Annotated in this window: 25 protein-coding genes and 1 pseudogene; 14 read left to right on the plus strand and 12 right to left on the minus strand. The window is 39.9% G+C overall.

The annotated features are described in order from the left end of the window. Positions 1-25: 25 nt before the first annotated feature. The 10 genes and pseudogenes from FGT79_RS03580 to FGT79_RS03625 all read left to right on the plus strand — a co-directional run bounded on the left by FGT79_RS03580 (position 26) and on the right by FGT79_RS03625 (position 11,741). Entirely contained in the window at positions 26-1,312 is a 1,287-nt protein-coding gene (locus FGT79_RS03580; protein WP_246096133.1) for a tyrosine-type recombinase/integrase, read from the plus strand. Then, positions 1,313-3,400 carry a tyrosine-type recombinase/integrase gene (locus FGT79_RS03585; protein WP_138751399.1) on the plus strand — a complete coding sequence of 696 codons (2,088 nt, stop codon included), beginning with the start codon at positions 1,313-1,315 and terminating at the stop codon, positions 3,398-3,400. Further along, positions 3,360-3,827: a hypothetical protein gene (locus FGT79_RS03590; RefSeq protein WP_138751400.1), complete on the plus strand. Its 468-nt coding sequence runs from the start codon at positions 3,360-3,362 to the stop codon at positions 3,825-3,827. Before FGT79_RS03585 ends, FGT79_RS03590 begins: the two co-directional genes overlap by 41 nt. 1,232 nt (positions 3,828-5,059) lie before the next feature. Beyond that, positions 5,060-5,914 (plus strand): restriction endonuclease, encoded by an 855-nt coding sequence (locus tag FGT79_RS03595; RefSeq protein WP_138751401.1) that lies wholly within the window; start codon positions 5,060-5,062, stop codon positions 5,912-5,914. Positions 5,915-6,124: 210 nt separating this feature from the next. Then, positions 6,125-6,331: a hypothetical protein gene (locus FGT79_RS03600; RefSeq protein WP_246096135.1), complete on the plus strand. Its 207-nt coding sequence runs from the start codon at positions 6,125-6,127 to the stop codon at positions 6,329-6,331. Next, a pseudogene (locus tag FGT79_RS31775) lies at positions 6,324-6,705 on the plus strand (DUF6262 family protein). The gene FGT79_RS03600 and the pseudogene FGT79_RS31775 overlap by 8 nt, the downstream one beginning before the upstream one ends. A gap of 190 nt (positions 6,706-6,895) precedes the next feature. Continuing rightward, a complete protein-coding gene (locus FGT79_RS03610; protein ID WP_138751403.1) occupies positions 6,896-8,179 on the plus strand; it encodes a hypothetical protein in 1,284 nt (427 codons plus the stop codon). A gap of 575 nt (positions 8,180-8,754) precedes the next feature. Then, positions 8,755-10,056: an IS1380 family transposase gene (locus tag FGT79_RS03615; RefSeq protein ID WP_138751404.1), complete on the plus strand. Its 1,302-nt coding sequence runs from the start codon at positions 8,755-8,757 to the stop codon at positions 10,054-10,056. A gap of 546 nt (positions 10,057-10,602) precedes the next feature. Then, on the plus strand, positions 10,603-10,797 hold the full coding sequence (locus FGT79_RS32480) for a helix-turn-helix domain-containing protein (RefSeq protein WP_138752913.1): 195 nt from the start codon (positions 10,603-10,605) through the stop codon (positions 10,795-10,797). A gap of 683 nt (positions 10,798-11,480) precedes the next feature. Beyond that, positions 11,481-11,741: a hypothetical protein gene (locus tag FGT79_RS03625; RefSeq protein WP_138751405.1), complete on the plus strand. Its 261-nt coding sequence runs from the start codon at positions 11,481-11,483 to the stop codon at positions 11,739-11,741. A gap of 305 nt (positions 11,742-12,046) precedes the next feature. Here FGT79_RS03625 and FGT79_RS32370 read toward each other — a convergent pair whose 3' ends face one another. After that, the gene (locus FGT79_RS32370) at positions 12,047-12,475 is read right to left on the minus strand and encodes an HTH domain-containing protein (protein WP_342778475.1); all 429 of its coding nucleotides are present in this window, start codon (positions 12,473-12,475) and stop codon (positions 12,047-12,049) included. Positions 12,476-12,844: 369 nt separating this feature from the next. After that, the gene (locus tag FGT79_RS03630; RefSeq protein ID WP_138751406.1) at positions 12,845-13,762 is read right to left on the minus strand and encodes an alpha/beta hydrolase; all 918 of its coding nucleotides are present in this window, start codon (positions 13,760-13,762) and stop codon (positions 12,845-12,847) included. 164 nt (positions 13,763-13,926) lie between these two features. On the opposite strand from FGT79_RS03630, the gene FGT79_RS03635 reads away from it, so the two are divergent. Beyond that, positions 13,927-14,469, plus strand: a complete 543-nt coding sequence (locus FGT79_RS03635; protein ID WP_138751407.1) for a TetR/AcrR family transcriptional regulator — start codon at positions 13,927-13,929, stop codon at positions 14,467-14,469. Between the two features lie 865 nt (positions 14,470-15,334). Here the strand turns inward: FGT79_RS03635 and FGT79_RS03640 are convergent. Continuing rightward, complete coding sequence (locus FGT79_RS03640) at positions 15,335-15,895, minus strand: NADPH-dependent FMN reductase (RefSeq protein ID WP_138751408.1); 561 nt, start codon at positions 15,893-15,895, stop codon at positions 15,335-15,337. Between the two features lie 226 nt (positions 15,896-16,121). On the opposite strand from FGT79_RS03640, the gene FGT79_RS03645 reads away from it, so the two are divergent. Both FGT79_RS03645 and FGT79_RS03650 read left to right on the plus strand, forming a co-directional pair. Beyond that, the gene (locus FGT79_RS03645) at positions 16,122-17,537 is read left to right on the plus strand and encodes a PepSY-associated TM helix domain-containing protein (protein ID WP_246096137.1); all 1,416 of its coding nucleotides are present in this window, start codon (positions 16,122-16,124) and stop codon (positions 17,535-17,537) included. Between the two features lie 19 nt (positions 17,538-17,556). Next, positions 17,557-18,045 (plus strand): FixH family protein, encoded by a 489-nt coding sequence (locus tag FGT79_RS03650; RefSeq protein ID WP_138751409.1) that lies wholly within the window; start codon positions 17,557-17,559, stop codon positions 18,043-18,045. Positions 18,046-18,107: 62 nt separating this feature from the next. Here FGT79_RS03650 and FGT79_RS03655 read toward each other — a convergent pair whose 3' ends face one another. The 5 genes from FGT79_RS03655 to FGT79_RS03675 are packed head-to-tail and all read right to left on the minus strand — an operon-like array spanning position 18,108 to position 21,933. Further along, positions 18,108-18,845, minus strand: coding sequence for an ABC transporter ATP-binding protein (locus FGT79_RS03655; RefSeq protein WP_138751410.1), 738 nt, complete (start codon positions 18,843-18,845; stop codon positions 18,108-18,110). Next, complete coding sequence (locus FGT79_RS03660; RefSeq protein ID WP_171056062.1) at positions 18,838-19,659, minus strand: ABC transporter permease; 822 nt, start codon at positions 19,657-19,659, stop codon at positions 18,838-18,840. The genes FGT79_RS03655 and FGT79_RS03660 overlap by 8 nt, the downstream gene beginning before the upstream one ends. After that, positions 19,656-20,225 (minus strand): nitrous oxide reductase accessory protein NosL, encoded by a 570-nt coding sequence (locus FGT79_RS03665; RefSeq protein WP_138751411.1) that lies wholly within the window; start codon positions 20,223-20,225, stop codon positions 19,656-19,658. The genes FGT79_RS03660 and FGT79_RS03665 overlap by 4 nt, the downstream gene beginning before the upstream one ends. Further along, positions 20,222-21,559 carry a right-handed parallel beta-helix repeat-containing protein gene (locus FGT79_RS03670; protein ID WP_138751412.1) on the minus strand — a complete coding sequence of 446 codons (1,338 nt, stop codon included), beginning with the start codon at positions 21,557-21,559 and terminating at the stop codon, positions 20,222-20,224. The genes FGT79_RS03665 and FGT79_RS03670 overlap by 4 nt, the downstream gene beginning before the upstream one ends. Continuing rightward, positions 21,556-21,933, minus strand: a complete 378-nt coding sequence (locus FGT79_RS03675; RefSeq protein WP_138751413.1) for a hypothetical protein — start codon at positions 21,931-21,933, stop codon at positions 21,556-21,558. Before FGT79_RS03675 ends, FGT79_RS03670 begins: the two co-directional genes overlap by 4 nt. A gap of 191 nt (positions 21,934-22,124) precedes the next feature. Between FGT79_RS03675 and FGT79_RS32200 the strand changes: the two genes are divergently transcribed. Then, positions 22,125-22,247, plus strand: coding sequence for a hypothetical protein (locus FGT79_RS32200; RefSeq protein ID WP_281285896.1), 123 nt, complete (start codon positions 22,125-22,127; stop codon positions 22,245-22,247). Between the two features lie 70 nt (positions 22,248-22,317). Here FGT79_RS32200 and FGT79_RS03680 read toward each other — a convergent pair whose 3' ends face one another. The 4 genes from FGT79_RS03680 to FGT79_RS03695 all read right to left on the minus strand — a co-directional run bounded on the left by FGT79_RS03680 (position 22,318) and on the right by FGT79_RS03695 (position 25,748). Next, on the minus strand, positions 22,318-22,671 hold the full coding sequence (locus FGT79_RS03680) for a c-type cytochrome (RefSeq protein ID WP_138751414.1): 354 nt from the start codon (positions 22,669-22,671) through the stop codon (positions 22,318-22,320). A gap of 54 nt (positions 22,672-22,725) precedes the next feature. Continuing rightward, a complete protein-coding gene (locus FGT79_RS03685; protein WP_138751415.1) occupies positions 22,726-23,376 on the minus strand; it encodes a response regulator in 651 nt (216 codons plus the stop codon). 398 nt (positions 23,377-23,774) lie between these two features. After that, positions 23,775-24,719, minus strand: coding sequence for an alpha/beta hydrolase (locus FGT79_RS03690; protein ID WP_138751416.1), 945 nt, complete (start codon positions 24,717-24,719; stop codon positions 23,775-23,777). Positions 24,720-24,776: 57 nt separating this feature from the next. Then, on the minus strand, positions 24,777-25,748 hold the full coding sequence (locus FGT79_RS03695) for an alpha/beta hydrolase (RefSeq protein ID WP_425465004.1): 972 nt from the start codon (positions 25,746-25,748) through the stop codon (positions 24,777-24,779). Positions 25,749-25,848 lie beyond the last annotated feature (100 nt).

Here is a 25,848-nt window from a genome sequence, read left to right on the forward strand (position 1 = left end):
AGATGTCGAGAGCAGATATGTTCTAATGGTATTTGATGATGAGAAAAACCATTTTCCCCCTCTGACGGAGTATTATCATTACCAGATAGGAAGAGTAAGCGAAGGAACGGCTCTTTCATATTTGAATGTTCTCGAATCTTTTTTTTACTGGTTAAAGACCAAGAGTCTCTATCAAGGTGAAAAGGTAAAATGGGACAGTTTAACATTAGCTGTCAAGTCGGCCATCAAACAGTACCTCCAAAAGGAATTAGGTTGTAAGGTACGAGACCAAGACTCGTACGAAAAAGTGTTCCTAACTAATAAAAGTAAAAGAACAGTTAATCATTTTTTGGCCGCAATTAAGGCATTTTACAAAACCATGAAAAAAATTGGTATGTACAACTATAACAATCCTCTGGTTAATTTAGACCTTGTAGATCAAGATCTTAATGAGGTTAAAGGTGAAAGAAAAGATCGACAACGTATGCCAAAAATCGCTGGTACTGAAGAACCGGTGAATTACAGGAAGGTTACTGATTCGTATTTCAAAATTATGAACGATGAATGGGTACCCGAGGTCATTGGCGAGTGGGATTTACCTTATAAGGTTTATAATGCGGGTGAAAAATCCAAGTGGAATCTAAGGGATGAGGTAATCATCCGTTTTCTGTTTGAAACAGGAGCTAGAATATCAGAAATTTTAGAACTAACCATCGGAGATTATCGTAATCGAATGGATAAGCATGAGTTTTCTGCCTTTAACAAAGGAAGCTTTAAGAGGAGGTCAAAGTTCATTCGAATATCTCCAGAAACACTTAAATTACTTATCCGTTACATCAATTTAGAAAGAAAGAAATTTACTAATAACCCAGTGAAATTTGAAAACTTGTCTAATGACGAATTCATTTTTATCTCACAGAGGGGAGGCAAATATAAATACACAGCATTTTATAATAATTGGTCTAAAATAATTTCTACTGCTGGTATGAAGCTGAACCCCCATAAGGCAAGGCATTGGTTTGTCACATCCCGTCTTAGAGGAATCTATGAAACCTCTACGTCAAAAGCTGAAATTGAGGATAAAAAAAAGCAATTGATTGGGTATATGAAATGGCGAGACTCAGAAACAATTAACGTGTACGAACACTTATACGATGAAGAGAAGTTCCGAGATATTCACGAGCAGATGATCCAAACATACACGCGCAGGGAAAAAGAATACCTGAAAAATAAAAAGTCTAACAAAGAAACTTTTGCCACAAAAGTGATAACAACCCCAGATAAACAATTTGATGAGGATTGGTTAAATGACTTCTATGAAGGAATGGAATAAATGACACAAGAACTCGAAATGAAAAGCTGGTACCAAATACTCACAGGAAAAATCGACTCAACTTTATTAACACTGAAAAATTATGATGGTGAGCATTACTGGGATAACGTAGATCAAAATTCATTAAGATACTTTGTATCAAATGTTGTCGACACTTCATGGCAAAATCATATGGGATTAAGTTTGCTATGTGTATCTGATAGAAAGTTATCACCGCAATCAATCTATAATCTAATGAGTAATATTAATGCGCGACTAAAAAATCTCTTCGATGCCGCAAGCCTCAATGAGATGACAGAGTTTAATTATCCGATCGTAGAAAAGTATCTGACTGGTAGTTTACTTTCTGAGCACACAGATAGGCAGAGACAATCATTTCTCAGTGCGTATGGTAGTTTTGTTTTCAACGTTTCCAAATGGGTTACAACACAATTCACAAATGAACAACAGGTTTATTTCTCCAGTTATCTTTTCCCTAAACTGCCGTTCGATAATCGTGATTTTTCAGTAAGAACAAAAGCCTTAGATGCTGCAAAAGATAACAGAAAAAGTGAAGCATTCGCTGTCACGCCTCTACTGCCTGAAATAAGGGCCGAAAGTCACTTTAGGTGGAATCAGCTTGATCGACTTCGAAAAGCCATGAGAGACGTGTTGGAGAAGGCTAAACGAGATCGCAGATCATTACCAATTGAATTTAACTATGAAGAATCAGAATATACTAATGAACGATGGCATTTTATACTCTGGGATAAAGAAAGTTTTGCTGATTATTACGAAGTTGGAACGTCAACAGAAAATGAGGTTTTTCTTGAATTTCTAAAAGCTGAGAAGATTGATGATGGAAGTCCAGGTGAAGGGCTTTGGTTTCTAGATATATTAAGTCATAGGTTAATTGGAAAATGGGATAGCGGATATTTATCCGATGAAGAACGAAAAACAATCGTTGCGTTTTTGGAACAATGGGGTTATGAAGAAGCTGAAAAAGGACAAGCGCCTTTCTTTCATAGGAATCCAGGCTTATTAACACAAAGTGTTTTTATTGTCCGGAACTCAAGGAAACTAAACAAAATATTGATAAACCTAGAACCAATCTATGTAGCATGTACCTTTGCACGGTTCGCCCTGGATATCATTACCTCATCTGGCGCCAGAATGAACGAACTACTACAAATTAGTTATGATAAGAGCTGTTGTGTTGTTACTGTAGATAATAGCGTAACTCCGGCAAGGAAAAATTATATTTATCGACTAATACCTAAAGGCCGTGAAGAAGAGGAGAATTTCTATTTGCCTGAGGAAGTATTCCGTTTCATGAGCGATATTATTGGACTGTTAAAAGAATCTTATAACTCACCTTCAATTCCTGAAGTGGAATACAGCATTTCTGCGCGCAAACATATGATGAGTAAAAAGCGTTATGTTTTTCAATACAATGGACGTCATATCAATGAATTCACCATTAATGCAATCATTCGTTTCTTATTACATGGACTCATTATTCAAACAAGTGAAGGTAATCAGGTAGTTGTTAAAGCTCATTTACTTCGGCATGCTTTCGCAACGCATGCTGTTCAGACAGAAAAGATTCCAATTGATATTGTAAAAACACTATTACATCAAAAAGACATATCAGTGACCGAGTATTATTCGGCACCCACTCATCAACAAATCTCAGATACCGTAGACTCTCTTCATGATAATTGGGCATCATTTATTGATATTCAAAAAGGAATTCTTAGAGGTCCAGAAGAGTTACGTGAGATATACGATGATTATAAAGAAAAAGTAGGAACACTATCCAAGGTCGTTGGTGGTATTTGCACTACTGACTCGGTTTGTCCTACCAAATTAGCCTGTGTGGGCTGTGCAGCCAAGGTGCCTCGTCTAGAATTTAAACAAGAAATACAGACGTACTTAAAGTGGGCAGAGGAAAGTGAATTCATGTTTAATGAAAAAGGTATGCTTTTAGAAGCCAAGAAAATGAAGATATCTAAGAACAGGGCGAAAAATGAATTGAAGGAAATTGAACTTATGGAGCGTTACCAAAATGATGAGCAATTTGAACCGAAAATTCGAATCAACAACTGACAAACCATGGCTAACAGCAAAAAATGAAGACTCAAGAAAAAGGATATACAAACTTGGTGTTAACGCAATTCAATCATTGCTTAAAGAAGCAATTGAAATTTCCTATAGAAATATTGCAACAAGATCTAAAGAGATAGATATATCTGGTCGTGGGATTCACCCAAATAGCGTTAAAAACAATAAAGATTTATACGAATACTATTTAAAACATTCGAAAAAGAAACCAAAAACAACAAAAAAGACAAAAATTAAAGTAGGTGAACTTGATTTTAAAAATATTAAGTTAGATCGGAATCTAGAGAGGGTAAAGGGGAGGTATATGCAATTGTCAAAGTTGGAACTCGTGGAACTACTCATTAATGCTGAACAATACATTGCTGAGCAAAATCAGACTTGGGTTAAAACTCAGTTCGAGAACTTCACATGAGGACGGATATATAAAGCCGTTGACTTTAAATCGGCGACTTCTGATGTATCAATTAGACACATCAAATCAAATCATATCAAAGCAAAATGGCATGGCTTTTGGACTGATATGATAATAGTTGAGACCTTTAATTAACAATTAAAGAATTCGATCCTTCTTCCATTAGCTCTATTTATGAAGGTTTGTTTGCAACGATGAGTTACCAGGACCAAAAAATATCATGATCAAATATATACACTAGTTGCAATTAATGATGTTATTAAAAAAAATTGAGATTACCTCCGTAGTGGAATACCCTAGGAAATAATGAGCCAGTGAGGTGCAAAGTAGTACAAGTTTGGGATGATACGATGATTGCTGAACTCAAACGAGGAACAATAGCTGAATAACAGAAGGTCAGTTTGCTATAGCAAACTGACCTTCTGTTATTGTTCTGGATCAATATTGCGCCTAAAAAGGCGTCTATATTATAGTAGTCCCAATGTTAATCAGTACTATAATTTAATACAAAGAGAAACCCTCCAGTCTATGATTACAATTTCATATGAGGGTACAGTTTCTTCAATCATAGGTTAATCGAAATGGGATCGTTTTAATCTAAATTGACTGAAATTACAATATAGTTCTGCTGTCATTACCTTAGACTCAAGAACCGGAAAATATGGTATAATTTTCATCATTGTATGATGGATGTGACTAGTCGATCTAAGGGGACTATACCGGAGAATAATAAAAGACTCAAGCAATGGTAAGATAGGTTGGAGAAAGTAAATATCATACAAAATCAGCAGTTGAGTATTGGTGACGTGTATTTGCAGCATTCATTGTTATATCTTTTACGCGATTTAAAGCACCCTAGACAGTGGATTTATTTTATTTTTACATCTAGTAGCAATCGGAGCAAAAATTACTGATACGAAAGGAAATAACTTGAGACTAGAAGCCCATTATACATGACACGTCAGTTTATAATATATATAAAAATATCCACTTGGTTATTTAAGTGCTCCTCTTAGAAAAGACTTTAGAGAACCTTTGGGTTAAACCAAAGATAATTCTAAAAGTGTATTTTTCATGGAACGGAAAGACAATGGGAAATTGTTACGCTAACGTATAAATTAGCCCTTTTTTATAAAAAGGTATAAGATAATTCAATTCAATAAACGAATAAGTGTTTTAGTATAAAAAATTAGCAGTGATGAGGAACAGAAAACAAATTGAGGTGACTATGAATGTCAAAAATAAGCTTTAATGATCTGCAATACATAGAGAAAATGTTAGAAATGGGTGGAGGGTATGTGCTAAATTTTACAAACAGTACTTTTCAAAGATTTATATTTGATTCATTAAAGGTAGATATTTATAAAAAATATGGTGAGTTATCAAAAGCAAAAATTCTTAGAAGAATAATTGATGAATACGATAACATCCAAGTTGGAAAGTTATTTTTGCAACTATTGGAGTATAAAAGAGAACATTTAGTAATTACAAAGGATGAAAAGGAGTTATTTTTAAAATGTGTAGAAATCAGCAATGGTTTGGTTGGAAAAAGTGCAGTTCCGAAAGTAAAACCTGCTTCAATTGTTCAGAAGGTGGATTTTGATTTTGATACAAGTCATAGGTCATATACAAGAATACTAAATATCAAAAATGCTCAAGAAAGAGGATATGAATTTGAAAAATATCTATTCAGTTTGTTCAAGCAGAATAATCTAGAACCACGAGGAAGTTTTAGAATTCTAGGGGAACAAATCGATGGTAGTTTTTGCCTCAATAATGAAGTTTATTTGTTAGAAGCAAAATGGCAATCATCGCCAACTAATAAAAATGATTTAGTAGTTTTCAACGAGAAAGTAAAATCTAAATCAGCTTTTACAAGAGGTTGTTTTATTAGTCATGCTGGATATTCACCTCAAGCAGTTGAAACGTTTAATTCTGGTAGGACAGTACATATTGTTTTGATGGACGGTCATGAGTTAGCAATTTTATTAGAAAGGAAAATTGATTTGAAATTAGCATTAGAAAAGAAAATAAGGAGTTTGGCTGAAGAAGGTACTTGTTATAAAAATATCAGTGAGCTTTTTTAGTCAAATAACACAAGAATTAATGATGTCACTCTTGGTAGTAAACATTTCTTTGAAGGATGATATATCGACCTAATTATCCAAGAAGTCACATCGATAGTTCCTCAGTTCCGCTAGAACCAACACATCGACGGGTAGCGCGACGTATCAGAAGAAGGTAAATCAACTAACGGCGGCAGCCCTTGTAAAGACTTAGCTATAGGTCTCTCTGACATGGACGTACCTAAATACGAAATCCATATTCAATCTACCTTAAAAATGATAGAAGTTGCCAAACAATACGGTCGTGACGAAATTGCGGAGAAAAATCAAAAGAACCTTGATCGTCTGACCAGCATCTATGAGACGATCAGGAAAGGCAATATCGTCTTTGGAAGAATGGAGCGTATCAAAGGAAAGCAAGGTGTAAAACATGTCTGATTACGATCGTAGAGCGCATTTAAAGCAGATTCATGAGGCTCGTAAAGCAAAGACCATACTAAGAGTGGATGAGTCAAATTGAAGACTCGTAAAAGTAAAAGAGGGCATCAACTTTAATAGTGTAGCAACTGATTCTGGCGTAAGTAAAGCAACACTCTATAACAATCCTGAGATACGTGTGCGGATTGAATTGCTTCGTCAGCAGCAAGCTCAAGTACCGACACCAAAACAAATCAAGCGAGAAATGGATGAGAGCAATAAGAATGCCATCAATTGCTTCGTTAAAACGAAAGATGAAGAAGCTTGAAGATGAAAATAAAAAATTACGAGAACAACTTAAGTTCTCCTATGCGGAGGTCTATCAAAAAATTTGAGGGAATGTCTGTTTCCTCATTCAAAAAAAATGGCGTGAAGCTCTTTCACATACATTGATTAGGTTCTGTGTACCCTATTGTTTTATATTAATTAAAAAGTAGAATTGCACAACTAATAAGTTTTCTTTAACGTGTAAGATAGTTAGTTATGATCGTTAATCAATATGCAAACGTGAGGAGAAAAAACAAAGTGGAAGAAACAAATCTATTCGAAAAAGAGACTAAATGGCCTAAGCCTGATGCGGATTTATTTAAACTAGGCATTGATGAAAATAGAATTATATTAAAGAGTAATTCGAAATTGGATGAGGACTTTTTTGAATATGCATTTGACTTCAAAGAGGCAGCAAATATTTTAACGACACATATCTTGGACCATCCACGGATAGACAGGCTTGATACATATTTTTTCCCAATTGTGTTCCTATATAGACATAGCCTTGAGCTAATTCTCAAGGCTATTGCCTTAAAAAACATTACAGACTTGGCGGAAGGTCAACTGTTTGTAAAGGAAACTTTTCATAATTTATCAGAAATCCTTACAAAGATTGATCCCTTTATAAGTGAGAATATTGGAAATGACATAGATGAATATGTATGGCTTCAGGATCTATTTGAAGATATGAGTAGAATTGACCGGGATTCCGATTCTTTTAGGTATCCATTCAGTCTAAGTCTTAAACGAGACGGGGATCCTTTTGGTGAAGGAACTAAGTTTTTTGCTATTCGGCTATTTTTTGAAGAGCAGACGCATATAAATTTAGTTGCTTTGGCATCTAAAATGGAAGTGGCTTTCAGTATTCTTAATGCTTATTATAAAAATACTCATACAGACAGCGAGCATTATAAGAAATACAAACCCATTTTTTTAGAATTGGGAGGCACTTATTATGGTCAAAGTGTCTTAGGATATTCATATAGTAGAAAAAAGTTCGGTCCCTATGTAAAGGGTTACACGGAATCTGCTGAAGTCTTAGTAAGACACACTAAATTAAATCCTAATTGTAAGAAATCTCTGTTCATGCCAATTGGTTACTTGTTTAGAAACGGTATTGAATTAGCAATGAAAGAAATTCTGTTCGAAGAATGTTCTTTTGATTTTCAGGAAGCAGCTAGGAAGGTAAATAAGAAAAAGCATAAGCTTCGTGGTATTTGGCACATAATTGAGGGTGATATTCTGAATCATGCAAGACCTTCTGAGGATGATAAAACAATTGATCATGTAAGGCGCTACGTCTACCAGCTACATGATTTTGACACAGAAGCAGATAAATTTAGATATCCGACTGACAAAAATCTCTCAGTTCATTTCGGAAAGCCTGTGAAACTTGATTTTATAACTGTAACCGATTTTTTCGGTGAACTAGTTCATTTTTTGTTTGGTGTTGTTTTAATGATGTCTCAGCAAAATGAACTTCAAGCAGATATAGAGTATGAATATAGTAAAATGCAGTGGGAACACAATGATTATTAATTTTCAGTGAATTGAATAAACCCACAGGATACGTTAGTTAAAAATAAAGGTTCCTACATATTAGTCATGACTAATGTGTAGGAACCTTTATTTTGTCTGACTTTCTAAAAGTTAACTCTTGATAAACTAGAAAAATAAAGAATTAGACTGACGGTGCTTCATTAAGCTATACGAGCTAATAGCATGTCAAGATTACCAGTAAGATGAACCTAAATCTTATGTTATAGTGAAAATAGGCAAGCCAAATAACCCTCTAATTCGCACAACGTTTTGGAAGGTTAAACCAATTATAATTAATAAGCCATACGGAGTCCCACTGGCAGGTGAGTTCGAACAGGCTACCTTTATCCTCCATGTAAATGAAAAAAGGATCAACCAGAAAAAACTAGTTGATCTCATAATACGAACTGGCAGGATAGTTGAATTGTTGTAAAGGAAAATTTATTTGTTTCGCGAATACTTCAACCTAAATTACGAAAGTATCACCTCATAAGAAAATAAAAAAGTGCCCTAATCTTTTGGTAGAATAGTGTTTGTCGAGAACACATCACCCAAAAGAGAGGAGCACCTTTAAGGTGAATTCTACCACAAAAATCAAGTCTTTAAAAACGGAATTTTCTGTGAGAAATGCCACGAATTTTGCAGGAAGCAAGGTGATCCTGGGATTCCTTGAAGCCATCCATTTGAATCAAGCCCTCCAGACGTTAGGACTAGCCAAAGCAGCGAACGCCATCTATCCTACCCATCGTATTTTTCAGTATCTCATCATCGGTTGGCTCCTGGGCTGTGAACGTCTCTTTCACTTCGTTTGGCTACAAGAGGATGCGTTGGTGAAACATGCGCTTGGCGGACGGTTGCCTCATCACACCCTGTTAAACAAGGAGTTGCTTCGTCTCGGGGCGGCTCACGACGAACTGGCCCCTGCACTTCGAAAGCTGAATGTAGAGATGATCGCACCTCGGTTGCCTGATTCGCTCATTCTCGATCTGGACTCCACTGTAGAAACGGTGTACGGCAACCAGCAGGGCGCGGAGGTTGGCTTCATTAGTCAAAAGCGCGGACGTAAAAGCTACCACCCCTTGCTCGTGTATGAAGGGCAGTCGCGAATGCTCCTGGGTGCCACGCTCCGACCAGGTAACACGAGCAGTTCCACCGATGTTCTTTCTTTTGTGGAGCAAACGTTGGATGTGCTTGGTGACCGCAAAGTCTGTTATGCGCGTTTTGACAAGGGCTTTGGCGGAGAAGATTTCTACGCCTTTTGGGAGGCACAACAAATCGGATATGTCGGCAAAATGAAATGGACAGAACGTCTTCTGCAGCAGGTACAAGCCTGTGAGCATTGGACACGCTTTGTCGATGACGAGTGGGTTATCGAAGGACTCGTCCTGTGCTATCAAGCGACGACTTGGAAAAAGGCTCGCCGTGTCGCTGTCATCCGTAAGATGCAGCGTTTTGATGGAGATCAGTCTATGCTTGAACTCGACTTGCTCTGGCAGTACGAAGCCATGGTCACAACGGAAGCTTGGGAATCCATCGATGTGTGGCGATTCTACAACCAGCGCTGTTGCATGGAGAACTACATCAAAGAGGGCAAAAACGGATTTTCCATTCACCGCATTCCGACGCAGTCCTTTGCTGCCAATGAAATCGATCTGCTTTTGAAGCTGCTTGCCTACAATCTGTTTGAGTGTTTCAAGCATCACTGCTGTGACCCTATTCGACAATCCTATACGAAACAGCGGTTTAGACGAGAGGTTTTCCGACGCGCCGGTCTGCTTGTGCGCCATGGTCGGCAGACCACGTTAAAACTGGCGACGTCTTTTCGAAACCAAAGCGGCTGGCGTCGCATGGAGAAAAAAAGTATTTTATTGGAATGATCGATAATCCCAAAATTAGTCTTGGAAATCCCGTTGCCCCTTCATGTGGGGAGGGGGAAGGTGACGGCTTGTTTCATCCACTCTGGATTGAATCGCAAATATCGCATGCATAACTGGATGCGATGCCCAAGCCTATTTTTCTCAAACGACTGATTCTATAGGCTTTCGTAATTTAGGTTCAATATCAAGTAGTTATTTAATGAAATACGGAAGGCATGCTACAGGCAAAAAGGAGTGATACGAAATGCGGATAACTTTGTATGATGCAATAATAGATGCCTTGCACACTCTCGGCGGAGAAAGACATTACACTGAGATCTATGACTGGATTGTAAACAAGTATGGACCTCGGTGGAAAAGCTGTAATACGGAAATGACTGATATGGTGCACTCTGAAAGAGGTGGGAAAAACAATGTTAGTTCAAGGCTCCCTGCTGAAAAGCGGGTATTGTCGAGAAAAGGAGACGGAATTTATAGTCTATAAACGAATAAACTAATAGGAAACGATAGCACAGTAATAACAGGTGAAATAATAAAAAACTTGCCATTATCGAAGAGATTGAAAGTGGTGAACTTGGCATCATGGCCGCTGCGTATTCGTATGGGATATCAAAAACAACCTTGGTTAAGTGGCGACGCAGATATGAAGTCTATGGAATCGAAGGGTTAGAGGTTCAAAAGGGCAACCGCACCTATTCTGCTGAACTTAAGCTTCTAAAATCGCAGTTGCCTTCGATTTAGCTAATAACGATTTAAACAAGGTAATTAGATGGAAATTTTAGCACAAACTATTCAACTAACGACGGGGAACATTAACTTAATAAAACACGACGGCAGCCGGATAAAAAAATCCATTTCATTGGTAGGTATTTTTTGAAATTCGAATCGTTCCAGCGATCCTAAAACTGAATCAATTGGTTTCTAACTTTCAATAACAAAACATCTCTTGAAGTACAAATCAATAACTGATCCAATAAATATAATAAGTATTAAAAAAGCTGAGTCCAGGTAGGGTATGGATTCAGCTTTTTTATTAGAAGAGGTTTAATCAAATACCAAAATCACTAACTGAAAAGGAAGTGACAAAATAACAATGCTGAGAATACAAGATAGATTGTGACACAAACCATGTAAATCTATATAGCATAAGGCTCAAAGCCAATACACTGACATATGTATAAAATACGAGTTTTGTGCATATGTATATGTGAACCCCTAAAAGGGCCAACCTCACAATCATCAAACCTGTCCAGTTACAACTAAATACTGACATTAATAACATCTGCCCCCAAACTATATTGGATTAAGTTCGGAATTATATGTTACAAATCCCTCAAATAGTTCGGAGTCAATGTTACTACAGCTAGAGAAGCTGTCGCTTGGACCGCGGCAGCTTCTACCCTCTATAACCACAAATGATATCAATGTACATTAAAGAAAATGACGCACATCCACTGCTTACCATAGAGGGCGACGGCATGTTCCTTGGCCTGCATGACTCTCCAGAAAGCTTCCTGCATCGGCGGGTGCACGTAACTGCTCTTGGCACTCAATTAGCTAGCCGCAAAGCCGACTGGATTCATTTGAATGGAATCAACCAGTGGTATGGCGGCGTCCATCTTGAAGGCAATGACAGCATTTGGCGCTGGGACGCAGGCACCGCTACGATCATTCGCTGCACATAAAAAAACAGCCTGCCGGTATTTCTCAAGCAGGCTGAAGCAAGACTCACCGCCACCACGCGGCGGAAGGATGAACAGGGGCATCAATGACAACGAGCTCTCCTATTTTCGGCGTCGTTATGGCGACATTTCGTTCTTTTGCCGCTTTTATCGCGCGCTCAACCGGATCAGTCCAATCATGTAACGAAAGCGTAAATGAACGTACCCACTTCGGCTTACCCCTGCAAGGCTGCATAAATACCCGGTTAAGCCTTTTATATTGTAATTTCGAATAGTAGCCTCGATGTGCTCAAAGGTCTCCGAAGGTGTTAGCGATCGCGCTTCACCTGCCTTTCTAGAGCTTCGAGCTTTTTTAGGAATTCGTTCTCCACTTCCAATAACTTAATCTTAGCTTCAGCACGTTTAAGCTTCTCTTCCGAAGTCAGCTCCTTAGAAGTTAGCCTGCCTGTACTAGCTCTGCCTCTGCGATCCATTAATCCCTCCTCTCCGTAGCTTCTATACGAACTCCTCCAACAATTTAGACACTTGTGAGGGTTATTTGTACCGATGACAACAACGTCAAATCCAGCATCAAGAAAAATTTGCATAGGTGCGCTGCCACTCTCGTAAGATTGGACTGCGTGAAGTTTAAACTCGAGTGTATATGAAATGGATTTCTCCGATACGTGAACGACATTGGGATTAGACTCAAGTAATCTCATCTGTGAAGGTGTGAAACAGCTACGTTTAGTAATGATGTTAGTATACCTCGTTCGATTTAGTAAAGTTTATTTAAACACAAAAACCCGAAAGATGGGCACTTTTCTTAAAGTGTCTATTTTTCGGGTTACAGTTCACCTCTCCCCTTCATTTTTTTCAATTCCAAAACCGTTAGTGATGTATACTAGCTTCTGAGTGTACCTGATAACTGGCTCCTTCGTACGAAGTAATCTCAGATAACAATAAACACAATCCGGTGAAAGAAACCGGATTGTGTTTATTTTGAAGAGTCAATGTATTACTAGATTCAAAAAGAGCTTCCGCGTCGTCGTTAAGCCTCGGACGTACCTGGTGTTGTTTCAACACGGATACGTCCAAGACAGTTTTATGGCTGTGTTGCATGAATATTAAAGATTTTCTTTGAAGAAAACACCTAATTTTTCAACGGCTTTACTCACTGGCTCTGGTCTGTCGTACAGGTCATAGTGGCCTGCCCCTTCTACTATGAACAGATCTTTTTTCTCAGAAGCAGCTCGGTTATAAAGGTCATGACCATCCTTGTATGAACCAAATGCTCCTTGTACACCACCGACAATGATTTGCAAAGGCTGAGTCAGTAAAATGTCTGCCAAGTGGAAGGCATCAAAGGCGATGATTGAGTCTACGGTAGTGAATTTCAATTTGTTCGGAGAGTTAGGGTGCTGGCCCCTTGGTGTTCTGTAGTAATCAACAGCTTCTACTATGTCGAGTTCAGTCATGCCAGCCGCTTCTCTTTCTGCGTGACTGCTAGGCACCCATTGTGTAATAAGAGGATCGGCTCCGCGTGCTTCAGCTGTGCGTTGTTGGGCAACTTGCTCCAACATTTTGATTGGATCGAATTCACGATATCCACGACCTATATTCGCGACGGAAACCGCACCAACTGCTTTGATACGCCGTTCTGTCATTGCAGCATTAACAGCATATCCGCCTCCTGCACAAACACCTAGCACGCCAATACGATTTTCGTCGACATAATCCAGTGTAGTTAAGTAATCAACCGCAGACCGAATATCCTCAACACGTGCAGCCGGGTATTCGGCATAACGTGGCTCGCCTTCGCTTTCTCCTTGATAAGATGCATCGAAAACAATGGTAACATACCCTAGCTCAGCAAGTTCCCGTGCATAAATTCCTGCCGTTTGATCTTTACAACTGCTACCCGGATGAACACAGACAATAGCTGGATTTTGTTTCTTTTCTTCATCATACTTTGGTATATTTAATATCGCTGCTAACTGTAGTCCATGCGCCGTAAATGATACTCTCTTTTGAATAACTGTCATACTTTTATACCACCTTTGTTTTTTATTACACTTGTGCGTGTTAAGTGCCTTGTGTATATTTATATTATAATAAATGATCAGTTGATCCAATAACCACATTATGAGTTATGGGTGTTAATACACATTATGTTTTATGTGTGTACAAACTGAAGGAGGCTTTCAGTATGGATAAAATAGATCGAAGAATTGTAAAGTCTAAACAAGCGATTCAATCGACCTTTTTGCAAATGTTAGTTAAGGAAGGGTTCGACGAGATTACAGTCAGAAGTATTACGGAACAAGCCAATATGGGCCGAAAGACATTCTATCTTCATTATGTTGATAAGTATGATCTGTTAGATAAGATTGTAGATGACCATATTGTGCAATTGCGACAAATATGTGACCAAAAAAAAGATATGGGGATTATAGAGGGTTCGATAATATGGTTCTCTTATTTTGAGCAGCATAAATTGTTTTTCGCTTCTTTGTTTAAAAGTAAAAGCGCTTCATCATTTCGCGGGAAGCTGTTGTCGTTTACTACAGATGAGATAGACAAAAAGCTTCATAAGGATTCACGGCCCCTTATTGATAAGAATGTTTTCTTGAAGTTTTTAGGAACAGCAACCATGGGAGTACTGGAGGCTTATGTACTGGATGAAATAGATAGTGATATTGAAGGTTTAGCAGCGCAAGTAGTGCAATTATATGAGAAACTTATGATCTAAATTGACCTGTTAAATTACATTATTCGCGTTCCTGAAGTGCTTTAGACGCGACATCAGAACAAATGCACGGATAAGGATCTGGAGTTGCTGCAAGCTTTTTTCCCTTCCGTTAGTATGGTACTTGACGGTGAACTTGTTTGAATCCCGCTAGGCGCATCCGATTTTGATTATAATGCTGCCATGGACCGTTCCCGGCTATCCAATTCGGCCAAGATTTGACTAGCTAGCCTCTGTCCGGTAGCTCAATCATGCGGTGTTTTGGGACATGGGAAGGATCTACGGCGGAAGCCACTCATGGAGAGAAAGCAATTGCCGCATGACCTTGTTCACGACAAAGATCGCATCAACAAAATGCCTTTTCGAGAACGATGGCATTACCTTATTCGAGGCGATTAAAGAGCGCTTAAACGTAAAATAGCCCCCACCTGACGATCAGATGGGAGAAAAAAAGCATTCATGTCGTTTACGCGCGGTACCAAACAGCTTCAAGCTAAATTTATAACTTTTTTTGATTATCCAGAATTATCTTATGAACGTGTCAAAGCACCTATATAACCAAGCGCAGCTTAGGGGTAATGGTAACGTTTGATAGTGAATTTATAACTTTTTCCTCAGACTACTGCAGCCTTAGAAATCACAATTCCAAATGTTACACAAGCCATTTTTTAGTATCTTACATCAACAGTTAATTATTCGTAATTTTTACCATTAAATAATTTCATACAAAAAAAGCTTTCCCCATAACTCCCCAATATACGGTTATAGAAATATTACCCGTACACTTTTGATTCACTGATTCAATGCTGTCCGAATCAAATTATTCGTTTAGGCTGATCTCCTGCTATACCTTTAAGCTCATAGCCCCCTATTCAAGCGTTGGAATATGGTCGATCCAGTGAATAAACTTTTGCAAATAAGCTTGTAGGTATTCCTTCGTTTTTTCATCCGTTAGTCGATGCTGCTCTGCATCCACCTTCAAGTGGATTTGAGAAATATGTAATTTTTGGAAAGGTAAAAGCTGTGCTTGCACCGACTCCAAAATGTGACGAGTCTGAAGCTGGGCATTAATCGTTCCCATACCGCCAGGCGTTGCACCAATAAGTCCAATCGGTTTTCTGCGTAGCACAGAAGTCCTCGATGGCCGTGAAGCCCAGTCAATCGCATTTTTAAGCACACCTGGAATGCCAGAGTTATACTCCGGAGATACAATTATAACTCCATCCACCGCTTGAATCGCTGATTTAAATACACTAACCGCCTCGGGGCCTTCCCCTTTTTCCAAATCCTCATTAAATAAAGGCAAGTCCTTCAGTTCAATCCACTGGAATGAAACCGACGCATCAAGCTCAGCAAGCTTCTGTGCCACCATGCGATTATAAGAGTCTTTCCGCAAGCTTCCTACGATTAAACCAATTTTTTTTGACATTTAACTTGCTCCTTTCTTATTTCAAATCTTAATTAGCATTATACATTATTGACCTTGCATCTTCATTTATATCATAAAAGTTATGAACAAGTCGCTCCATTATCACGGCCTCACTCCTAAACCATGCCTTTCGTTTGATTAAATAGCTATTTCGAGTCATCCGCGTAATACATAGGCTAGATTATAATGAAAGAGGTTTTTAATCGTTTAGGAATGGAGTCAAATCATGAGTACGCTGCAAACAGATAAGTTAAACTCGATTACAACGGATTCAAAAAGTAAAATGTCAGCCGGCATTCGTCAGTCCATATATCAGTCAGTATGGAGGTGGCATTTTTACGCGGGTATTATTTTCGCGCCATTTTTAATTATTTTAGCTTTCAGCGGTGCAGTCTATTTATTTAAGCCTCAGATCGAAGGCTACTTGTACAAGGACATGTTAACCGTTCGTGAGGTTGGATCGACTCCACTGGCGCCAGAGATCATAGCCGAAAAAGTCATCAAAGCATACCCCGGTACGTCTATTTCCTCCATTACACTAGATAGTAATCCAAAGTCCAGCTACAAACTTTCGGTAAATCGTGATGGGGCTTCGACGACGATGTATGTTGATCCTTACACAGGTCATGCGCTAGGGATGCTGGATAGTAACAAAACCTTTACTGCATTTTTCAAAAAAATGCACAGCGAGCTTGTTATTGGTGGAACTTTCGCGAACCGGATTATAGAGCTCGCAGCATGCTGGGCTATCATTCTCATACTAACAGGACTGTACTTATGGTGGCCTCGCAAAAAACCAGGCATTTGGGGAACAATTATGCCTCGATTTAGCAAACCTGGCAGTCGACTCTTTTGGCGTGATTTGCATGCAGTTCCTGCTTTCTGGATTTCAATTGTATTATTAATCATCATTGTAAGTGGACTACCATGGTCGAGCATCATGGGCGGAAAGATTGACAAATTGGCGAATTCTACGAATACGAATACACCGCCATTCGCCTATAACTTCGGTGCTAAACCGGAATCGGTCACAGTAGCAAAGGATATTGCAGAGGATTTGCCTTGGGCTGCCGAGAATCTTTCGGTACCGGGCTCTATTGCAGGAGGATATGTACCACTCGGCATTAATGATATTGTTCTTATTGCCGATGAGCAGCAGGTCATCAAGCCTTATACCCTAACAATGCCTTCAGGAGAAACTGGAGTATATACCGTGTCCACTTCTCATCCCACGCCAGTATACAATGCAACGCTTCATATCGATCAATATAGCGGAGCCGTTCTAACTGATGTCCGCTTTGCTGATTATGGTATTATGGCAAAAGCCATTTCATATGGAATAGCTTTCCACGAAGGCACTTTATTTGGTCTTGCGAATCAGTTACTTGGTCTAATTGCTTGTTTAGGTCTAATATTAGTTTGCATTAGCTCTTACATGATGTGGCGCAAGCGCCAGCCATCGGGCAAGCTTGGTGCGCCAGCGAAGCCAAAAAACAACAAAATAACGATCGGTGTTTTAATCATCATGCTGGTATGCGGTGCAATCATGCCGCTTGCAGGCTTATCCATCCTTATTATTATTGCACTTGATTTTGTCATTCTCCGTAGAATAAAGTCGCTTCGGCACTGGTTCTCGATCTAATAGCTGGGAGAGTATAACAATGAATAGAAGTATCAAAAGTAGACCTGCTTGGGTATTACCGTTATTACTAACCCTAATGCTATGCGGCTGCACCGCAAACACGACACAAACAGATGAAAGTGGATTGCCGCCTCATCTGAGTGTGAACCTGCATTTACCTAACAAACTGAACATAGGCATCCCTCAAGTTTTCTCTGTTGAAGTTTCTAAGAGCAATAAACCGCTTGAGCAAGCAGAAGCAGCAGAATTTGTGATCTGGCAGGAAGACAAGAAGGAATCCGCTGTAACCCTAGCAGCAGATGAACAATCCCCTGGCTTATATTCCGTTTCCTATGTCATTGACACAGAAGGCGTGTATTATGTACAGGCACGAATGAAGTTCGAAGACGGGCAGGTCATGCCAACTAAACGATTTGCAATCGGAGATCATGCGATAGAGCGCCTTATACAATTGGAAAGCGCACAGCATTCAGATGCACCTGCTCCAGCAGCAGGCGGGCACCATTAACCTAAATGCAATAATCCCCTGGTCATAGACCAGGGGATTATTGTCATCTAATGACAACTCAATTAGTAGCCATCAAGTTTTCCTGTTAGACCAAACCATTCAGCGAAAGCTGCTTGCACACCGCTTGCACCTAGCTGTTTTCTGATGGCAGAAGCTGACCCTTCAAGCTCAATTTGTCCACCTCTAAGCAGTGCAATACGATCTGCCAGCACCTCAGCAATATGCAGCTGATGCGTGGAGAAGATAACAGTCTGGCCATTTGCAGCCGTTTCTTTGACCATACGTACAAACGATTCGATCCAGTAAGGATCAAGCCCATTCGTAGGCTCATCCATCAATATAATTGGCGGCTTCGCTAGTAATGCCTGTGCAAACAATACGCGTTGTCTCATACCCTTGGAGAAGCTGGACACTGCTTTATTCCCGGTATCCTCAAGACCAACCACATGCAATAATTCTTTTACTCTTTCCTTCCCGATTCCCCTCAGGACAGCCCAGAAAGCTAGTGTTTCATAAGCCGTCAGACCATGACTGAAACGAAAATCATCAGGCATGTATCCAATAAGCTCGGCATAACGCTTGCGATCTTCCTTCCATCGCAAGCCGCCAACCGTAATGCTGCCGCTGTCAGGCTGCGATATTCCTGCAATCATTCTGAGAATGGTGCTCTTGCCAGCACCGTTGCCTCCACATAATGCCACAATTTGGCCTGGCTCTATCTGCATATGGAGGTCTTCAATAATGATTTGTTTTTTAATCGCTTTTGTAATCCCTTCAAGCTTTACAATCGAATCAGCCACGCAAGCGCCTCCTCTCCCATACAAGCTGAGCTGCTGCTATTACACTGCCAATCCACACGAGCACAACCGCAGCAAAGCCAAAGCTGCCGCCAGGCTGTCTGATCCATTTGATCCATTCGTAATATTCAGGACCTAGAATAGCTCCACCTCCAAGCTTAACCACTGTAAAAAGACGGGAAAGCTCGGCCGGATTAAGAAAGGTAAGCAGCGTTACCGCAGGTTTGATCATCGGATAAGGCATAAACCCTAGCGTGGCGATGAGTAAAGGCGGCCACCCGATAATCGCAAAAAACCAGATCGCAACAGCGATGGTCAACGACTGCCAACGATTCTTGGCAATCGTACCTAGCAATATGGCGATTGCAAGAAAAAACAATGCTACTGTGCTTGAAAAAGTAAGCAGCTGCACGTAAGTGGATAGACCAAATCCAGAACCTGCAACATACCCCAGAATGCCTGCAGCGCCGAAGCCAATCGATACGATGACTAGCAGCACAATAGCAAGACCAATATATTTGCCAATAATAAAGGACAACGTACTTAGCGGATAGACGGACAGGAGCTCCCAGCTTCCGTCCTCCTTCTCGGCTGTCAAAGAAAAGGAGCCGAGAAGTAAGGACATTAGAGGTAATAAATATAAGATTAAATTTAACGTAGTTCCTGTGATTCCCGAGTAGCCTTGTACATAGCCTTGTGCGTTTATCATAAGCAGACATAGCATAAACAAGGCAAAGAGCCCCATGAATGAATATGCCCACGGATTGCGAAAACCAAGTTTAATTTCTCTTATGGCAATATGCACAGTCTGAATCACGAGTTTTGTCCCTCGGACTCATGCCCCATTTCCATCTCTTCTTTACTTTCATCGGAGTGCATGCTTTCATTGTGCATCTCCATCGTTTCCATGTCCATCATGTCACGGTTAACTTCCCACTTATGACTAGCCAGCTCATCTGCACTAAGCAGCTGTCCCATGCCCTGCTGATCAATGTAGGATTGCGCGGAAGCTTTATCCTCGAATGCAATAACGCCATAAGCCATCGGGGTTACATATGCAGCGTCATAGGCATAATAAGCCTTCTCATATTTAATCCAGTCTCCGCTACTATGGTCTCGGACAAACTCAGCCCCAACGGTTTCCGTTCCATTCTGTACCTTCCATTCATTCATGCAGCCAATATCGTCAAACTTCAAAGACTGTCCGTCCGTTGTAATTAATTGAGTTGCGTAAGGATCGTCTTTCACCGCCATATTGCAAATGACGCATTTATCCGTTTCCTCATTAATGGCCTGAGGCTTATATTCCTTCGCTCCACAGGCACTAGTTAGCAGCAGAACAAGCATGACTAGCATCATGACGTTAATTGTTTTCATTCTCATCTTCGTTTTACCCCCAAATAAATTAGATAGATAGCCAAGCTCAGCAATCCAGCTCCTACTGCGGCTGAGTGCTTTAACGTCTGTGTTGGTACAATAAAACGGACTTGATCAGATGGTTCCATTAATGGCGATGCATCTACTGACCATAGCTGCCTCTGCGATTGATAGAGTCCTTCTAAGAAAACCATTCCTGGCGACTGGAAGAACAGCTGAAAGCCTGGCTTTGCTTTAATAAGACTTTGGAAAAAAGGATTGATAGCGTAAGAAATTTCGCTACGCCCATCTCCGTCAAGATCAATGCCCTGAAAGGAATCCCAATAGTTCCCTTCCAATTGATTATGGACACTATTCCTCGCTTCGGCACTTGCTACGTTACCAATAAACTGATTGCTGTTTATGGCATTATTCTCAGCATCAAGGAGCTGAATACCAATAAAGTTGGCGGTCATCGTATTTCCTTTTATATGATTCATTGTGGATTGCTCCACATACAGACCTACACGATTGCCTTCCACATGATTATTAACAATGCTCGTTCCATGCGCATCAAACAGCAGGATGCCTTGTGAATTCACGTTCTCGCTCTGCTTAGTAAATGTGTTATTGGAAACCTCAACATCGCGAGCGGCCATGATCATGGCACCTGTAATATTCAAATTCCCAACGTTATTCCGAATAACAGTCCCCTTCGTATACATACAATGGACACCATAACGGAGCAGCTCAAAATGATTTTCCTCAATTAAGTTATTGTCGCTGTTTTCCATATAGATCCCATCATGCATCGAAGTGATGGTATTCCCGATAAACGTATTGTCATTCGATTCATACAAGTCTATGCCATTTCCTTTGTCTGAGAGCTTAACAGGGCGCTCGGGAACATGGCCAGCCCATGCAATACTCGTATTTTGGATTTGACCGTGATTAGCTTTCCTCATTTGAATACCGAATGAACCCGTATGTATATGTAACTGATCCAGCAGCACGCCATCTCCTTGAATGAGCACAGTAGGCTGCTTCTTCAATTGTTCATCTTTAATGATGAGCCCAGTCAAAGCTACATCGTCTGCCATGATTAGGATCGCTGGTTGATTGGAAGTATTGAGGATCGCAACCTCTTCCCCAGACCTCGGCTTCAGATGAATAGTCTTTTCGATAAGGATAGGTCCTTCATAGATCCCATGAGGCAAGATAATCGTAGAGCCTGTCCGAGCTTCATTAATGATGGCCTGCAAATCAAGCGCCTGTTCTTCAGCATTTATGAGGTGTGGCAAGCACGTAATAGACAAAGCCGCCAAAATGAAAGCCATTATCCATTTCTGCATGATTTTCATTGAACCACTACCTGCTTCTTTTTAGTCAAATGAATATCTTCCGTGTACAAATGCAAATAAACCTCGTAAGTGCCAGATTCTACGAATGTGTACCCTCCTTCAAATGTGTTATTGTCTTCTTTGATCGCTTCAATCAAAATTGGTTTCTCATTCACTCGAATTTCAAACGTCATGCCCGATGAGTTCGATAATTCTGCTCCTGTAAACGCCGCCTTGAGCCTAACTTTAGTACCAGCAATCGGATTATCGGGATCCGTCGTCAAAGTCGCATCAAGCACTGCCGGATCAACCGGCGTGGGAGCAGTGGAAGAACAAGCAGCGAGCAGCATGAACATCAGTCCTAGCACGAATGACCATTTCACTATTGTTTGCAATTTTTCACCTACCCTATAGCATTGTCTTTTATCAGTTTAACAAATACAGTCTTTTATCCAATGACTCAAAAGAGCTATTAAGCGAATATAAAACGTGATGCATGCAAAAATAGCTCCAACGAGTCATTATAGTAAATCATCATTTCCTACTATAATAGGAAGAATACCTCATAGAGAAAGGAGAACGAGACATGCTGTATTGGTTTATATTAGGTATATTATTTTTAGGTGGTGGTGCCTATGTCATGCTGAATGGCGCAAAGCTTGTACAACAAGACAATGAACGGCTGGATAAAGCATACAAGTCACACTAAATAAAAAAAGCCGTTTCCAAGTTAGCCACAACTGGAAACGGCCTATTTCTTCGCCTATGTGCTCAATAGCCTACTTGAGCTCCGACAACCATTTTGATATACGTTGAATATCCTCAGGTGGTATCCTTTTTTCGAACTTTGGCATTCCTCTTTGACCATTTGCAACAATGTGAACAATCTCATCTTCCGAGAGTTTACTTCCTATATGCTGTAAGCTTGGTCCGCTTCTTCCTTGCAGGTCCGTACCGTGGCAAGACATACATTTCTTCTTGTAAATGATTTCCGCAGCACTATTTTGTACATGTTTTCCCTCATCGCTATTGTTTTTCGATTTATTCGTGGTTGATGAGTTCCCACACGCTGTTAATAATAATCCTGCTAGAAGCATACAAGCTGCTGCGCCATAATGGAATCGCTTAATCATACAAAAACTCCCGTCGTTAGATAAGTCATATAAAGAAGGTATAAAAACCACCCATTATATCTGATGCAAACCGCGTTCGTAAGCATATCTAGCTAATTGAACTCGATTTTCCAAATGAAGCTTTTGCAAAATATTTTTCAAATGGTTTTTTACCGTGTGCTCTGAAATAATTAATTGAGCTGCAATATCCCTATTTAACAAGCCTTTCGCAACAAACATTAAGATTTCTTTCTCTCTGGGTGTCAGTGGTGATTCCTCTTTCATAGGGAATTTATTTCTTGAGAATTCACTTAGTATTCGTTGAGCTAACTCCTGCGACATTGGAGCCTCATCAAAGGCAACCGCTCTCAAATATTCCAGCCACGCAGTCGGATTCAAGTTTTTGAGCAAATAGCCCTGAGCACCCTTCTTCAATGCTTCGAACAGATCGCTAATATTATCTGATACGGTAACCATCACAATTTTTACATATGGGAATTTCGATTTAATTTCTTTCGTTGCATGAAGTCCGCCCATCTTCTTCATATTTATGTCCATTAGAATCATATCTGGCATAAGCTGCTCGGTCGATTCTATCGCTTCTTCACCGCTCTGCGCTTCCCCGATCACTTCGAACAAGGAATCTCCGCCAAGGATGTCCTTCATTCCTTCTCTGGCATGCGGATGATCATCCACAATGAGTACGCGTACTTGCTGATAGGTCATCAATGCTTCCCCCTGCCTTTCGCTAATAGCTGATTCGTTGTCTCGGCCATTTATACTCTGTATTTACATCTACATTTAGATGTATATTGTTAGCTCTTCAATATACGTCTATTGTCTCGTATCTTTGCTTCGTAACACATGACTCATAAGAGCTACTTTTCAAATATAATTCCTTACTTTATAGCACTGTCATCGTTATATAGCATTAGCGGATCTAATGGTACAGATGAAGATTCTTCCTACCCCATGCAGGAAACATCTCTAGCATTTCAGCGCCTGCAGCGGGAGAAACAACTAGGCAATAGCGCATAGCTATCGGATAGTTGCCTAATTAAATCAAAACGCCAGTATACAGGTCATAAACCTGGATACTGGCGTTTTGATTTAATTAATTTGTCTTACTTTATTTCCTCCATAAACGCCTTAAAGCTGCTAACGATTTCTTTGGATTTGGTATGGTGCAAATAATGTCCGCCTTCGAAGGTCATCACTTTTCCATGAACCAAGTTTTTTATTTGCTCTTCATGAAGCGGTATCCATCCTGCTGTTTCGGTATCATTCGCTTGCAGAAAGAAAATGACAGGTAGGTTAGTTGGGAATGCTAAGCTTTCAGCCGCTTTAAAGTTTTCATTAAAATGTTCCCCTTCATTCAGAATACTCGCATTAAACATGTTTTTGAGCGATAGCATTCTAATCTGCTCTCTCGTTTTATCATCCACTTCTGGTGCAATAATTTGCTCAGGGACTAGTTTGACTAACAATCTAGAGAACCCTGAATTTTTGAGAAATGTATAAACGCCCTCTAGGGATTCACCCTCATCATCTGTGCCGCCTTGTGTTGGAACACTGCTGTCGATTCCGACAAATGCACTCACTTCGTTTTCATACTTGTTTACATAATCTAATCCGTATATGCCTCCAATGGAGTGGGCCATCAGAATATACCGATCGATTTCCAGACTCTGCAGCGCTTCATGAATCTCACTTACAATATTAGCTGTGCTGCGTTCTTTATCCGTTACATCACTTAAGCCATAACCAAACGGTTCAATTACAGCTACTTTGTAATAGGGAATCAGCTCATCAATGAGCGGAATGTAATCAAGGGCTGGTGCTGCTGTTCCATAACCTGGGATTAGAACGACCGTTTCTTCACCATTCCCTTGAATGGTAACATTCATATTTTTCCCATTAACAGTTACCGCTTGGCCGTAGGATTCAATCTTCTTTTGTTCCGATTTATTGCTGACTACATTCACAACAAATACGATGGCGATAAAAGCGACGATGGCGAGTATAATAACTGCAATCGATATAAGTAAAAATCTGAGTAGTTTTTTCATCGAGCACCCCCAAAATTCATAATACTTCATTTCACATTTATGTTTCTAACCGTTCACTTATTGATCCTTATTGTTAAGATCATTGCCTGTAACTTTTGCTTCTTCCAAAAAACTTCTAACATTTTCAGCGATTTCTTTGGATTTGGTATGGTGCAGATAATGTCCGCCTTCGAAGGTCATCACTTTTCCATGAACCGAGTTTTTTATTTGCTCTTCATGAAGCGGTATCCATCCTGCAACACCTGTGTTATTCGCTTGTATTAAGAAAATGAGTGGCAGCTCTTTAGGGAATGTCAAATGCTCTGATGCTTTAAAATTCGGAGAAATATGCTCCATTTCATTTAACATCGTAGGATTATACGAATTTTTGAGTGAAATCAATTTCATTTGTTCTATAGTCTCTTCTTTAAATGCCAGTCCAGCATAAGGATCACCGCCTAGTTTCATCATCAATCTGAGGAAGCCTGTTTTTTGGACTAGATTGAAAGTTCCTATAGGTAATTTAGCATCCATACCAGGTTGTGTCGGAACGCTGCTATCAATCCCAACAAACGCACTCACTTCGTCTGGATATTTGTCGACGTACTCTATCCCATAGATACCTGCAATAGAGTGACCCATTAGAATATACCGATCGATTTCCAGACTCTGCAGCGCTTCATGAATTTCACTTACTATATTTTCTGTGCTTCGCTCCTTATTCGTACGATCACTTAATCCATAACCAAATGGTTCAATAGCGACTACTTTGTAGAATGGTGTCAGCTCATCGATTAGCATCTGAAAATCAAGCGCCGGAGCTGCAGTGCCATAACCAGGCAGAAGCACAATAGTTTCTTCTCCTTCTCCTTGAATCAGAACATTCATCTGTTTCCCATCTACCGGTACTAACTGCCCGTAGGTCTGAATTTTCGATTGTTCCGATTTAAGACTAACCTTATTCACAATAAAAACGACCGCAATGAAAACGACTATAGCTATAACCAACACGGCTAATGCTTTAAGAATAAACTTTACTATTTTTCTCATCCTGCTAACTGGTTTTCTTGCTTCCTCTTTACCCAAATCCATTTTTGTTTCTTCACTTATGCTCACTCTCATCTTCTCCTGTCGTCTCTCTATGTTGAGC

Origin of the sequence: Paenibacillus sinopodophylli (genome assembly GCF_005930355.1) — a bacterium.
In the GTDB taxonomy this organism is placed as follows: Bacteria; Bacillota; Bacilli; order Paenibacillales; family Paenibacillaceae; genus Pristimantibacillus; species Pristimantibacillus sinopodophylli.